This is a genomic window from Frigidibacter sp. RF13 (genome assembly GCF_026626305.1).
Classification (GTDB): Bacteria; Pseudomonadota; Alphaproteobacteria; order Rhodobacterales; family Rhodobacteraceae; genus TMP-24.
In genome coordinates this window covers 23,036-36,867 of sequence record NZ_JAPNUE010000015.1, presented here as the reverse complement: position 1 = coordinate 36,867, position 13,832 = coordinate 23,036, and the positions used below count along the sequence as shown (strand labels likewise).

General features: G+C 64.4%; 11 protein-coding genes, 1 tRNA gene and 1 CRISPR repeat array. Of the genes, 6 read left to right on the top strand and 6 right to left on the bottom strand.

Annotated features, from left to right (window positions below; genetic code table 11):
- Window positions 1–6: 6 nt before the first annotated feature.
- Complete coding sequence (locus OU426_RS17365; protein ID WP_267635400.1) at window positions 7–1,131, bottom strand: ABC transporter substrate-binding protein; 1,125 nt, start codon at window positions 1,129–1,131, stop codon at window positions 7–9.
- Window positions 1,132–1,289: 158 nt separating this feature from the next.
- Between OU426_RS17365 and OU426_RS17360 the strand changes: the two genes are divergently transcribed.
- The 5 genes from OU426_RS17360 to kdsA all read left to right on the top strand — a co-directional run bounded on the left by OU426_RS17360 (window position 1,290) and on the right by kdsA (window position 7,571).
- Window positions 1,290–2,912: an amidohydrolase gene (locus OU426_RS17360; protein WP_267635399.1), complete on the top strand. Its 1,623-nt coding sequence runs from the start codon at window positions 1,290–1,292 to the stop codon at window positions 2,910–2,912.
- A 136-nt stretch (window positions 2,913–3,048) separates the two neighbouring features.
- Window positions 3,049–4,302 (top strand): Na+/H+ antiporter NhaA, encoded by a 1,254-nt coding sequence (locus tag OU426_RS17355; protein ID WP_267635398.1) that lies wholly within the window; start codon window positions 3,049–3,051, stop codon window positions 4,300–4,302.
- 160 nt (window positions 4,303–4,462) lie between these two features.
- Window positions 4,463–5,116: an ABC transporter ATP-binding protein gene (locus tag OU426_RS17350; RefSeq protein ID WP_267635396.1), complete on the top strand. Its 654-nt coding sequence runs from the start codon at window positions 4,463–4,465 to the stop codon at window positions 5,114–5,116.
- Complete coding sequence (locus OU426_RS17345; protein WP_267635395.1) at window positions 5,100–6,719, top strand: KpsE/RkpR family capsule polysaccharide export protein; 1,620 nt, start codon at window positions 5,100–5,102, stop codon at window positions 6,717–6,719. Before OU426_RS17350 ends, OU426_RS17345 begins: the two co-directional genes overlap by 17 nt.
- Before the next feature lie 18 nt (window positions 6,720–6,737).
- Window positions 6,738–7,571: a 3-deoxy-8-phosphooctulonate synthase gene (kdsA, locus tag OU426_RS17340; protein WP_267635443.1), complete on the top strand. Its 834-nt coding sequence runs from the start codon at window positions 6,738–6,740 to the stop codon at window positions 7,569–7,571.
- A 104-nt stretch (window positions 7,572–7,675) separates the two neighbouring features.
- Here the strand turns inward: kdsA and OU426_RS17335 are convergent, their stop codons facing one another.
- Window positions 7,676–8,851 carry a BaiN/RdsA family NAD(P)/FAD-dependent oxidoreductase gene (locus OU426_RS17335; RefSeq protein ID WP_267635394.1) on the bottom strand — a complete coding sequence of 392 codons (1,176 nt, stop codon included), beginning with the start codon at window positions 8,849–8,851 and terminating at the stop codon, window positions 7,676–7,678.
- 99 nt (window positions 8,852–8,950) lie between these two features.
- Here OU426_RS17335 and OU426_RS17330 point away from each other — a divergent pair.
- Window positions 8,951–9,025, top strand: a tRNA-Gln gene (locus tag OU426_RS17330).
- Between the two features lie 208 nt (window positions 9,026–9,233).
- On the opposite strand, the gene OU426_RS17325 is transcribed toward OU426_RS17330, so the two are convergent.
- The 4 genes from OU426_RS17325 to cas2 form a co-directional block, all read right to left on the bottom strand.
- Window positions 9,234–10,895: a recombinase family protein gene (locus tag OU426_RS17325; protein WP_267635393.1), complete on the bottom strand. Its 1,662-nt coding sequence runs from the start codon at window positions 10,893–10,895 to the stop codon at window positions 9,234–9,236.
- A 3-nt stretch (window positions 10,896–10,898) separates the two neighbouring features.
- A complete protein-coding gene (locus OU426_RS17320) occupies window positions 10,899–11,345 on the bottom strand; it encodes a DUF2924 domain-containing protein (protein ID WP_267635442.1) in 447 nt (148 codons plus the stop codon).
- Between the two features lie 11 nt (window positions 11,346–11,356).
- Window positions 11,357–11,860, bottom strand: a complete 504-nt coding sequence (locus tag OU426_RS17315) for a DUF3489 domain-containing protein (RefSeq protein WP_267635392.1) — start codon at window positions 11,858–11,860, stop codon at window positions 11,357–11,359.
- An 896-nt stretch (window positions 11,861–12,756) separates the two neighbouring features.
- Window positions 12,757–13,321: a CRISPR direct-repeat array (repeat unit 32 nt; unit sequence GTTTCGATCCACGCCCCCGCGCGGGGGGCGAC).
- A 220-nt stretch (window positions 13,322–13,541) separates the two neighbouring features.
- A complete protein-coding gene (gene cas2, locus OU426_RS17310; protein ID WP_267635391.1) occupies window positions 13,542–13,832 on the bottom strand; it encodes a CRISPR-associated endonuclease Cas2 in 291 nt (96 codons plus the stop codon).

Sequence of the window (13,832 nt, the reverse complement as noted above, 5' to 3'; positions counted from 1 at the left end):
GGGCGCTTACATCTTCAGCGCCTTTATGTCGCCCCAGACCCGGTTGTGCTCGACCTGCACCTCGTCAGTGGGGGTGCGGAAGAGGATGGCAGAGGCCATCATCGCCTCGGGGTCGGTTATGCCCATCGCCGCCACCTCGGCCGGGTCGGCAGCTTCGAAGCTCTTCATGTTGGCATGGCCGTAGCCCGAGGATTCGATCAGGTACTTGCCGGTTTCAGGGCTGAGCCAGGCATCGATGAAATCATAGGCCAGCGCCGGATCGGCCTTGCCGGAATTGAGCATCGTCAGCCCGCAGAACCAGGTGAACATGCCCTCCTTGGGCTTGGCATATTCCACCGGGATGCCTTCGGCTTTCAGGTTCTTCACCAAGTCGTTCCAGGCATAGGCCGCGACGATTTCGCCCGAGGCCATCGCCTGCTGCACTTCCGACGGATCATTCCAGAGGAAGCGGCTGACATTCACCGCCTTGGCGCCCCAGGTCTTCGCGGCCTCCTCGAGCGCGGCACCCGATAGTTTGTAGGCTTCGTCATAGGGCATGCCGCCGACCATGGCGCCAATCTGGAAAGCGAGTTCGTTGTCGAGCATCGACACTTTGCCGGTGTAAGCCTCGTCATAGAAGATCGCCCAAGTCGGGTCGGCGGCGAAGGCGGGATCGATCAGATCGCTGCGATAGGCAATCGAGGAATTGCCCCAGTCCGCCGGGGCCATCACCACCTTGCCGTCCTGCACCACGCCCTCCGCGGTCTGGAGCGCCGGAAAGACATCGGCCCAGTTCGAGAGTTTCGACGTGTCGATTTCGTTGACCAGCCCCGCGTTCACGAACCTGGCTACGGAATAGTTGCAGGGATGCATGACATCGGCGGCAAATCCGGCGCGAACCTTGGCCAGCGCCTCCTCTTCGCCGCTGAAGATCGAGAAATCGGGCAGCGCGCCATGCTTGGACACATAGGCACCGACATATTCGGCGGCATCATATCCGCCCCATTCGAGACAAGTCAGCGGCCCGCCTTGTGCCCGCGCTACGCGTGGCAGAACCGTCAGACCAACACCAAAGGCACTCGCCGATCGAAGCATTTCACGGCGCGATAGCTTACCCTGCGCCATCCGGTCGATGAACTTGACGCGTTGCATTGGATGCCCCTGCTAATGTGAGAATGAAGGATGATTGCACGGGTTTTTCATTTCGAGAAGAGGGTTTATCGCCAACCGGTGGTTGCACAAATTTCGCTTGCCAGGGCGACAATGTCGGCTTCAATCTGCCGCCCTCTATCATCCGAAAGGCGCTTTCCATGCAGTCGGTCGACCTGATTCTCATCAATGCCCGTATCGTGACCATGGACGGCTCGGCGCCCTATGCCGAGGCTCTGGCAGTACGTAACGGGCGCATCCTTGCGCTGGGCTCGACGGCGGACATAAGGGCGCTGGCGAACGGATCGACGCGGGTGATCGACGCGGGCGGGCGGCTGGTGCTGCCGGGGTTTCAGGACACGCACATCCATCTGCAGGACAGCGGGCAGGACTATAGTCAGAATGCCGACCTGTCCTTCGCGCGTACCCCCGATGACATCGTCTCGACCCTTGCCGCCTTCGCAAAGACCCATGCGCGGCCCTGGGTGAACGGTACCGGCTGGTATTCCGGCATCTTCCATGCCAGAAACCTCGACCGGCAGCTTCTCGACCGCGCCGTGCCAGAACGGCCCTGCCTGATCGTCGCTTCCGATGGCCATAATGGCTGCCTGAACACACTCGGCTGCCAGGCAATCGGCCTCACAGCAGCGACACCCGATCCGCAGAACGGTCATTTCGTGCGCGGGCCGGACGGGGAGCCGACCGGCATGCTCTACGAAAACGCCATCATGTGGGCCGAGGCGCGCATGCCGCGTCCGTCGGATGCCGACTTTGCCGATGGCGTCAAATGGGCGCAGGCGCTTGCGCATCGGAACGGGATCACCGGGGTGCTGGACGCGCGGGTCGAGGAACGGCATGTGCGCGTCTACCGCGCTCTGGAAGCGGCGGGCGAGCTGACGCTGCGGGTCGCGGCGACCGCATTGGTCAATGCGTTCGACACGACAGACGGAGCGGTAGAGCGGCTGACCGGCTTCCGCGCCAATGCTGGTGGTGGCCGGTTCAAGGTCCATTCGGCGAAATTCTTCCTCGACGGCGTGGTCGAGAACCGGACGGCAGCGATGATCGCGCCCTATTCGGATGCCGAGGGCGGCAATGCCCCCCTGATGTTCAACCCCGACCAGATCAAAGAGATGTTCACCGCCCTCGACGCCGCGCGGTTCCAGATCCATGTCCATGCGATCGGCGACATGGCGGTCAGGGCGGCGCTCGACGGCTGCGAGGCGGCACGGCGGACGAACGGTGACTGGCCGTCGCTGCATCAGATCGCCCATATCCAGTTCATCGACCCCGCCGATATTCCGCGCTTTCACCAGCTTGGCGTGATGGCGAATGTCCAGCCGCTCTGGGCGCGCAGCGAGCCCTCGGTGACCGATGTCGCCGTGCCGATGGTCGGCAACGAGCGCAGCCGCTGGATCTACGCATTCCGCTCGCTTCTCGACGCGGGCGCCGCAATGGCGCTTTCGAGCGACTGGGGCGTCTCGACCCTCAACCCGTTCCAGATCATCGAAACCGCGGTCACCCGACAGCCGCCGGTCGCCGAGGGCAAGGTGCCGCCCTTCCTGCCGGAGGAGCGGATCACCCGGGAGGAGGCGATCGCCGGTTACACGACGGGCGCGGCGGCGGCGGCCTGGCGCAGCGCCGATACCGGCACGCTTTCGCCGGGCAAATGCGCCGACCTCATCCTCCTCGACCGCGATATCCTCACCTGCCCGGCCTATGACATCGGCGACACGCAAGTGGTGGCCACGCTCGTGGATGGCAAGGTCGTGCACGGCGGGGTCTGAGCTGAGGGGCGGTAACGGCCGCAAGCCCGTTGCACGCAGGACACCGGCGCGCTTGGCAGCCGCCGCCCCGGCGCGGCGTGGTTGTCCCGGCGCGGCCTTTCCCCTAAAGCTCCGTGAAGAGGATGAGGGGGCCCCAATGTACCGCGTCTGGAACTATATCTCGACCTATTCGCTTCTGCTGATCGCCGGCGCGCTTGTTGCGCTGGTCTGGGCCAACATCGATCCGCACAGCTATCACGCGCTGGTCCATTACGTGCTTGTCGACGATTTCCTGATCGGCGAGGCAGAACCCGAAGGCGGGTCGGTCAGGCGGGTGCTGACGCTGCATTTTCTGGTGAACGACGTGCTGATGGCGCTCTTCTTCGCCATCGCGGCCAAGGAAGTCTGGGAGGCGGTGATCCTCGAAGAGGGCAGCCTGCGCGGACGCAAGGCCGTGACCCCGCTCATCGCCACGGCAGGCGGCATGGTCGGACCGGTCGCCGTCTATCTGGCGCTCGCCGCTGCGCTTGGGGTCTTCGATGCCGTCAGCCGCGGCTGGGCGATCCCCACGGCCACCGACATCGCCTTTTCCTATCTCGTCGGCCGCATGGTGTTCGGCGCGGGCCATCCCGCGATCCGCTTCCTCCTGCTTCTGGCCATTGCCGACGATGCAGGCGGGCTGATCATCCTGGCGATTTTCTACCCGACCGCAGAGCTCGCGCCTGAATGGCTGCTGCTGTCCATCGGCGCCTCAGTGGCGGCTTTCCTTCTCTTCAACTGGCTGCCGAGGTATCTTGATCGCGGCAATCAGTTGCGCCCGACCTCGACCTGGGTGCGCAAACGGCTGAGCTTCTGGCCCTACGCGATCGCGGGCGCGCTGAGCTGGTATGGCTTCCAGGAAGCGGGGATTCACCCGGCGCTCGGCCTTCTGCCGATCATTCCGGCGATCCCGCATGCCGACCGCGCTTTCGGCATTTTCGCCGAGGCGGAACAATATCTGACCGACCTTCTGAACCGCATGGAACATGCGCTGAAGGTGCCGGTCGAGATCGTGCTTTTCTTCTTCGGCCTTCTGAATGCGGGCGTCGAGTTCAGCGCGATATCGGAGCCCACGTGGCTTGTCCTTCTCGGGCTGATCATCGGCAAGCCGGTAGGGATTTTCCTCTTCGGCTGGATCGCGGTGCGGCTTCTCAGGCTCGGCCTGCCGGACGGGATGGGGATGCGCGAACTGTTCGTCGTTGGCTGCGTGGCGGCGATCGGCTTTACCGTGGCGCTCTTCGTGGCGACCGTGGCTTTCCCGGCGGGTGCAGTACAGGACGCGGCGAAGATGGGCGCGCTCTTCTCGTTCGGCGCAGCCGCGATTTCCATCCTGGCCGGGCGGCTGATGCGGATCGAGAAGGTCGCGGACTAAAGGCGCTGCGGCGCGAGGAGCAGGGGGGCGCGATGACGCGCCTTTCCCCCATGTGCCCGTTGCTCGGCCCCGGCCTTGCCATCATAATGCCCGCAAAAGGCTGTATCGCCTCGTTAACCAGCCTGAGCTAAAAGGGGAATCGAGCGGCTCCCGGGAAAAGATGCTTGAGTTTGTGAATGTCTCGAAGTCCTACTGGACTGGTCAGCGGCGCAAGGTCATCCTCGACCAGGCGTCGTTTCGGGTCGAGCTTGGCAATTCGCTTGGCATCCTCGCGAGGAACGGGACCGGTAAGTCCACCATCATCAGCATGATGGCAGGGCTTGAGAAGCCCGACGAAGGCTACGTTAAGAAGACCTGCCGCGTTTCCTTCCCCCTGGGCTTCATGGGTGGCGTCGCAGGTAGTCAAAGCGCGCGCGAAAATGCCCGCTACATCGCCGGTCTCTACGGGCTCGACCCCGACTATGTTGAAGCCTTCTGCAGATGGGTCTGCGGGCTTGAAGAATATTTCGACATGCCGCTGTCGACCTATTCTACGGGCATGAAATCGCGCTTCAGCTTCTCGCTTCTGCTCGCACTTGAATTCGACATGTATCTGATAGACGAAGGCATGCCCTCGACCTCCGATGTCGAGTTCAACCGCAAGGCTGGGTCGATCCTGAAGGAGCGATTGGAAAAGGCAACCGTGATCGTCGTGTCTCACCAGGTCTCGACGCTCGAGCGGTTCTGCCGGTCGGGCGCGGTATTGAAGGACGGGCGGCTCACCTTCTACGATACGCTCGAAGAAGCGAGATGGCACTATGAACAACCCGCCTAAGGCCACCCGCTTCCGCGTCAGGCGCGTCGAGGCACCGCCCGCACCCGCGCCTGCGGGCGCGCCGCAGTCCGACTTGCCTTTTGCGCCGGCACCCGAGGATGATGGATTCGGGGGGCTCAAGCTTGACGCCGGGCCCGTCGCACCTGCGTCGCCCCCCGACATGGATGCCGCCCTCGCCGCTATTCGCACCGAAGGTCTGAGCGCGCGCCAGTTGCGGCTCGCACGCCGGATAGCACTGCGCCACGGGATCGACGCAACGAGCGACGAGGAAGCCGTTTTCCTCTTGCGTCGGAAGGGTATAGACCCGTTCCAGCGCGAGAACATCCTCGGCCTGGTCGAGGAAAGCGCCGTACCGTCGGCACCTGCGGCAGGCTCTGCCTCGGAAAAGTCGGGCGGCAAGGCTGTGGTACCTGCGGGTCCCATGAAACTGCCCTCGACCCAGGTCCTGAGCGAGAATGACCGCGCCCGCGCCATTATCGAGATGCAACGCGACATCGTGCGGCGGCGGCGGCGCAATTTCACGCTTCTGATGATGCGGCTGGCGTTCTTCGTCCTTTTGCCGACCTTCTTCGCAGGCTGGTACTTCTACAAGCTTGCGACACCCTTCTATGCCACCAAGTCCGAATTCCAGATCCAGCAGTCCGAAAGCGCGGGCGGGATCGGCGCGAACTTCCTCAAGGGCACGACCTTCGCAAATTCGCAGGATGCGATCGCGGTACAGGGTTACCTGCAATCGCGCGAGGCGATGCTGCGGCTGGATGAAAGCCTTGGCTACAAGGATCATTTCTCGCAGAGTTTCGTCGATCCGTTGCAGCGGTTGGAACCGGGTGCGACAAACGAAGCCGCCTACAAACTTTATAAACGCAATGTGAAGATCGCCTACGACCCGACCGAAGGGATCGTGAAGATGGAGGTCTCGGCGGTCGATCCGGCGACCAGCCAGAAATATTCGGAAGCACTTCTCAAGTTCGCCGAAGAGCAGGTCGACAACCTGACCCATCGGGTCCGCGAGGACCAGATGAAGGGCGCGCGCGAAAGCTATGCCGACGCCGAAACAAAGGTGAAGGAGGCCGAGCAGAAGGTTCTCGATCTGCAGACCAGGCTCGGCGTCCTCGACCCGAAGGCGGAAACGACGCTCGTGATGACCCAGGTCGCCGAGCTGGAGGGACAGTTGCGCCTAAAGGAGCTGGAGCTGAGCCAGCTTCTGGACAATGCCAAGCCCAATCAGGCGCGCGTCGATGGGGTGAAGGGCGACATGACGCGCATTCAGGGCCAGATCGACAGCCTGCGCGCCTCGATGACCCAGGACGAGAACAGCACGCTTTCGCTTGCGCAGATCACCGGCCAGCTCCGCATCGCCGAGACTGAACTGCAAACCCGGCAGCTGATGTTGTCGAAGGCGCTGGAACAGCAGGAATCGGCGCGGATTGAAGCCAACCGTCAGGTCCGCTATCTGTCTGTAAGCGTGGCGCCCGTCGCCCCGGACGAGCCGACCTATCCGCGCGCGTTCGAGGATACGGCGCTGGCGTTCCTGGTCTTCGCGGGCATCTATCTGATGATGTCGCTGACCGCCTCCATCCTGCGGGAGCAGGTGACCGCCTGAGGAGCTGGCATGACGGCAATGAAAGATGTGGCCTTCGGCAACGTGACCGTGGGCAATGACCGGCCCTTGACGCTGATCGGCGGACCTTGCCATCTCGAAACCCTAGATCACGCGCTGATGATCGCCGAAGTGCTGAAGGAGGCCTGCGCGAACGCGGGCGCGCAATATGTGTTCAAGGCGAGCTATGACAAGGCCAACCGCACCTCGCTGAAGGGCGGGCGTGGCCCGGGGATCGATGCCGGGCTGAACATCCTCGCCGAGGTCCGGGCGCGGACCGGCGTGCCGGTCCTGACAGACATTCACGGCGTAGAACAGGCGCGCGTGGCGGCCGAAGTGGTTGACGTGATCCAGATACCCGCCTTCCTCTGCCGCCAGACCGATCTTCTGGTCGCGGCCGGAGAGACGGGCGCGGTGGTCAACATCAAGAAAGGCCAGTTCCTCGCGCCCTGGGACATGGAGAATGTCGCCAACAAGGTCGCCTCGACCGGCAATGAGCGCATCCTCCTGACTGAACGCGGCGCCTCCTTCGGCTACAACACGCTGGTCGCCGACATGCGCTCGCTGCCGACAATGGCCAAGACCGGCTATCCGGTGATCATGGACGCCACCCATTCGGTGCAGCAGCCGGGCGGCCTTGGCGGCTCGACCGGCGGCCAGCGCGAGTTCGCCCCCGCGATGGCGCGCGCCGCCGTCAGCCTTGGCATCGCGGGGGTCTTCATCGAGACGCACGAGGAACCGTCACGCTCGCTCTCGGATGGGCCTAACATGGTTTATCTCAAGGACATGCCGCGCCTCATCGCACTGCTGATGCAGATCGACCGGATCGCCAAGGCAGACCCGATCAGGGTCTGACGCCAGGGCTTGACCGGCCGCTCATCGGTCCCTGCGGTCCCTCTTCGCTGGGTTCCCCGGCGAGGAAAACGCGGTTGCGCTCGACGAACCACCCGGCGGGGGCTTCAAACCGCCTGCCCGGCCGCCCAGCCCGATGACCAGGCCCATTGGAAATTGTAGCCGCCAAGCCAGCCGGTCACGTCCACCACCTCGCCGATGAAATGAAGTCCCGGCACCGTCCGCGCCTCCATCGTGCGGGCATCGAGCGCCCTTGTATCGACGCCGCCGAGCGTCACTTCGGCCGTCCGGTAGCCCTCGCTTCCGATCGGCCTGACCCGCCAGCGGTTCACCGCCGCGCCGATCCGGTCGAGCGTTGCGTTCGACTGGTCGGCGAGCCGCCCTTCGATGCGGAGCCCGGCAAGAACCGCGTCTGCCAACCGCGCGGGAAGATGGGCCGACAGCGCCCGCCCGACCGATACCTTGCCGCCCGACCCGCGCGCCGCCCTGAGCGCGGCAGCAATGTCGCTGCCCGCGGCGAGATCGACCTCGATCTCCTCACCCTCGCGCCAATAGGAGGAGATCTGCAGGATCGACGGGCCGGAGAGGCCGCGATGGGTGAAGAGAAGCCCCTCTGCGAACCCGGCCCTGCCATGGCCCACCCGCGCCGAAACCGACAAGCCGGAAAGATGCTTCCAGGCCGCGAGGTCATCCTCGCCGAAGGTCAGGGGTACCAGCGCGGGTCGCGTCTCGGTCACCGGCAGGCCAAACCGGCGCGCAATATCATAGCCGAAACCGGTCGCGCCCATCTTCGGGATAGACTTACCGCCCGTCGCCACCACCAAACGTTCGGCCTCGACCGGCCCGCGCCCTGTCGCCAGCAAGAACGCGCCCGGCCGAGTAACCTCAGTTGCCTGGGTTCCGAGCCACAGGTCGGCCCCAGCCTCTTCCATCTGACCGCAGAGCATCCCGACGATCTGTCGCGCACTGCCATCGCAGAAGAGCTGCCCGAGCGTCTTTTCATGCCAGGCAATCCCCGCACGATCGACGCGCGCGATGAAATCCTGCGGACGGAAGCGGCTGAGCGCGGAAAGGGCAAAGCGGGGGTTCTGCGACAGGAACCGCTCGGACGCGACCGAGAGATTGGTGAAATTGCACCGCCCCCCGCCGGAGATACGGATCTTCTCGCCCGGCGCCTGCGCATGGTCGATCACAAGCACCCGGCGCCCGCGCCGCGCGGCCTCGATGGCGCACATCATGCCCGCCGCGCCCGCACCCAGGATTGCAACATCGACCCGTTTCATCGCCCCGCGATACAGGCCCGCCTTGAAGACATCAATCGAAAGAAAGCCGCGTTTAGCTCTTGCGGCGCCGCGCGCGCTTGGCTATTTACCCGCCCGAGTTGGGGCGTCGCCAAGTGGTAAGGCATCGGTTTTTGGTACCGACATACCTAGGTTCGAATCCTAGCGCCCCAGCCAACCACTCCCCCTGACAGAGACGTCTGACGGCCGACGCCGGAATAGTCGGCCATTTCCGGGGCTTTGCCGGACAGGCCGAGGGACGTGAGACGGCGAACAGGGGCCAACCTCCGGCTTTTGCGGCCGCAGTCTCAAAGTCCCAATTTGCGGTCTGGCGTTTGCCCCGAGGGCGATGCGCCGCGCATCATCTGCAGATGCGCGCCGGGGCTCAGAGTCGGGCGATCAGCGCGCGTTGCTCCGCCCAGTCGAGCGGCAGCGCATGGCGGAATATCCACTTCGAGGTGAGGCCGAGCGGCTGACGGCCTTGCAGCACCTGCCGGATGATGTCGGGGGCGAGAAAGGCATAACAGATCGCCTGCTGCACCCGGTATTTGGGCACGCCGTCCTCGTCGGCGATCTCGGCATAGGTCTTGCCAGCCTTGATCCGATCGAGCCAGCCGAGAGCGGCGGCAATATTCGTAAGGAGCCTTTGGTCTGGCGGCCCGGCCTCGTTCCCGAGGATGAGCTTCGTCTCCACGCCGCGGCGACGCATCGTGAAGGCGGTCGCGACCCTGAGCTGGTCCGGGTCGATGCGATCCTCCGCAACGTTGAACTGTGCGCTGATCGCGACCGGGCAAAAGGCGATCCCGAGCCGACCTGGCGCGAGATCGACCCGCGCGATCAGATCTGCTACGGCGCGCGCCCGAACGTCTGGCGGGAGATCGTCACCGATGCGTTCCACGATCCGGCCGCGGGCGCCGAGGAGTTCGTCGGTGGTCGCGTCGAGGAGGATTGCGGCCAGGACGCTTGCATCCCCAAGGTGCCGCACCGCGATGCGGACGGTCAGCTCCTCCAGCATCTGCGCGTTGAGCCGCCAGCCGGTGACATCTGCCTCACCGCTCTGCGCAATCAGCCGGTGCGAAACGTAATAGCGATGACGGACGCCGCTGCGGGCCTTCCCGTGGCTCGGGGTCAATCGGTCGCCGGTCTCATCGAAGAGCCTTCCCGTCAGCAGCGACCGGAAGGATGATCCGCCAGTGTCCCGGCTCCTGGCCTTGGCCGCATCCGACTTCAGGCGGTCCTGTACCGTTTCCCACGTCGTCGGATCGATGATCGCCGGGTGCTGGCCCTCGTGAACCTCATTCCGGTGGCGGATGCGCCCGGCGAAGACTGGATTGGTCAGCAGGTAATGGATATGGCCGCGATCGAAGGGCGTGCCGCCGCTGATCGCGCCTGAGGGTGAGGTACGCTGCTTGGATCGCAGTCCCAGTCTCGCGGCCTCCTCCTTCACCTCCCGGACCGTGCCGAGGCGGAGGTAGAGATCGTAGAGCATCTTTACCGTTGCCGCCTCCGCCGCGTTGATCTTCAGCGTCCGGCCGTCGGCCTCGTAGCCCAGGGGGACGTTGCCGCCCATCCACAAGCCCTTGCGCTTGGAGGCGGCAATCTTGTCGCGGATCCGTTCGGCGGTCACCTCGCGCTCGAACTGCGCGAAGGAGAGAAGCATGTTGAGCGTGAGCCGCCCCATGCTGGTCGCGGTGTTGAACGACTGGGTGACCGAGACGAAAGAGGCACCCGCCGCGTCGAGCCGCTCGACGATCTTGGCGAAGTCGGCCAGGGACCGCGTAAGCCTGTCGATCTTGTAGACCACGATCTGATCGACCAGCCCCTCCTCCACATCACCGAGGAGCCGCTGCATTGCCGGGCGTTCAAGGGTTCCGCCCGAGAGGCCACCGTCATCATACTCAGTCGGCAGCAGCACCCAGCCCTCGGCCTTCTGGCTCGCGACATAGGCAGCACAGGCTTCACGTTGCGCATGGAGCGAGTTGAACTGCTGGTCGAGACCGTCTTCGGAGCTTTTGCGCGTATAGATGGCGCAGCGGATCTTCGGCATCGCTCAGCCCTCCCTGATTTCCCCGCCTGCGGCCCTTCGGCTGACAAGGCCGAAGAAGCGCGGGCCGGACCAGTTGGTGCCGGTGATGCGTTTCGCGATGGAACTCAGAGACCGATAGGTCTTGCCGTCGAAGCGATAGCCGTCGGCGAGCACTTCAACCCGGTAGCTGCGCCCATTCCAGTCGCGGACGATCTGCGCACCCGACGAGGGTCCGAGCGCGGTAGCAGCCGCCTCCGGGCTGCTCCTACCTTCGGCCATCATCCGAAGCGCCCGGCGCTCGGTTGCTGTCAGCCCGCCGAGCGCCTTCACCTGCCGCTCATGGGCAATCACCCGGGCCATGAACTCCGGCGCGAGGTATCGGGGCGGAGGGCACCCGACAGTCTCCTCCCAAAGACGTTTCAGACCGTCACGATCCGGGCCAGCCAGATCAGCAAGCAGGCTATCGCCCATGTCGCGCGGCATCACGCGGCACCCGCCGCCGGCTCGGGTGCTGCGTCAGGACTCCCGGCGATGCGATCTGCAGGCGCCGCGTCGCCGCAGCCCGGATCTTTCGGAGAGTCGGGCGCGAGCGGTTCCGCTGCCGACGGCAACCCATCACCGGGCAATGCCGCCCTAGCCTGTGCCGCGATCCGGTAGCGGGTCGGTTTCCCGTCCGGCCGCTTCTCAGTGACGACCGGATAGCCGGCCTTCCTCAGTCCCGACAAGGCCGCCCGTGCCGTATGCGGCAGCCAGCTGAACTGTGCGCTGATCGCCGCAAGCTCCACGCCGTTCTTCACCGATAGCATCCGGAGCAGCTGATCGCGCTTCGACGCCGGTCCGGCCTCGACCTTCGCCTCCGCGCCGAGGGCCGCCGGGGCAGGTGCGCGAACCAGGCGCGTCGCCGACTTTGTCGGAGAGGCCACGGATGACATTATGTTTACCGCCGGTCCTGCCGTATTAGTGTTTGTCCTTATCTTCCTGGTCATGCGGGCCTCCTATGCCATGCCAGCGCCACCCCGGCGCCGGTACTGACGGAAGCCCGGCAGGGCTCCGGGCCGAGGCGTGCCCGCGAATTGGTGCGTCGGCCTCACCCGCAGCAACGCTTCGATCGAAAGAGAAGTCCAGTCAAAGATGCGCCGCCGCGGGACCCACATCGCCGGGGTGCCTCTCGATCCGTTTCTCGGCAACGTCGACGTGCCGGAGGTCAGTCTCGCCTGGCACGAACCCATCGCTGCTCCTTGTGCACGAGCAGGAGAACCTTGTCTGGAAGCGAATATGTCGACCAGGGCGATCCGGTCGACATTGTCCGCGCGCCTACTAGGGCCATCGCCGCCACGTCTCGCGAACGCCACCGAGTATAGGTCGGAAGGAGGAAGATTCAACATGACAGGCGACAGACTGAAGGCCGCGCCAGTTGATGCGCCGATGCGCGGCGAGCTGCACCGACGCAGCCGTCTGTCAGGCGTCGAAAGGCCAGCAGACGGAGGATCCCGCGGCGTGCGTTGCGCGGGTGAAAACAGGGTATAACAGGGAATATCTGCTTCTTGGGCCGGGTTTCGGGGAATTTCTGGCCAGATCCGGAAGCGATTTCCATGGGTTACGAGGTGAATTCCCTGTTCCTGAATAACAAGGAACGCTGCCACCCATAACAGGGAATTGCGCGTCGCAGTAACAGGGAAAGCGACCCTGCCGGAACAGGGATTGAGAGGCGGGAAAATGCGTGATCAGCCGCTATTGGAATGATCTCGCGCAATCCGATCCACCTCCCCACACTCAGCGCGACGATCGCTGTGCCGAAGCCGTCGAGCCATGCCTTGTTTCGATCCACATTCCCCGCACGGGGGCGACTGATCGACCTCGCCGCCTGCGCCGCCAGCTCCTCGTTTCGATCCACGCCCCCGCGCGGGGGGCGACTGCCCGTTTTGTCGTCATCCCTATCGGCGAAACTGTTTCGATCCACGCCCCCGCGCGGGGGGCGACGGCTTGATGGTGATGTCGATGTATCCGCTGTTCGGTTTCGATCCACGCCCCCGCGCGGGGGGCGACCAGCAAGGCCCTGTCCTGATCGCAGGACGTGAGAAGTTTCGATCCACGCCCCCGCGCGGGGGGCGACCCGTCGCGATAAAAAGCCCGAGAGCAATGGGCGCGTTTCGATCCACGCCCCCGCGCGGGGGGCGACCGGCGACGGCGGAGCGCGTCACCTCGTCGGTCGCGTTTCGATCCACGCCCCCGCGCGGGGGGCGACGGGCCTACCCCTGGATCAGGCTGACCGCCCACAAGTTTCGATCCACGCCCCCGCGCGGGGGGCGACGTCAAAGGTTGGCCGCGTAGCCCGGAAGCGTGACGGTGTTTCGATCCACGCCCCCGCGCGGGGGGCGACATCTCGATAACCCCGGCTTCGGGGCTGTAGTTGTGGTTTCGATCCACGCCCCCGCGCGGGGGGCGACCGTTCATGTTATAGAGGCCTGCAGATCAAGCACTTGCCCAGCAGATTTTGCGAACCAGCCTTCCGCGAGCGATCTGACCAGTGGCCGATAAAGCTGATCCAGAAAATCGATAACATTTTCAAAGAGCTGCGGGGAGTGCGGACTCCTGCTTAGATTCGGGCACGATGGAGCTTCGCACTGGTGTCACGAAGTTGCAATTGAGCCGTCGACAGAGGGCAGACTAGAGGATCAACGGACCGTTGAGGTCGGTCGAAGGTTTCGCACCCACATGTTCAACCTTGCGCTCCCAGTTTGAGCCCAAATGATAGTAACGCAAGCTGTCTGTTTTCGGATTGATGACGGCTTCGAGCCTCGCCTTCAGCTTAGTCCATTGTGCCGGATCAACCTCGATTTCGAAGACGGAGAACTGAACTCTCTGTCCGAAGTCCTCGCAGGTGCGGGCGACACGGCGCAGGCGTTTCTTGCCATCGCCCTCCAGAGTATTCACATCGTAGGTCACCAGCACAAGCAT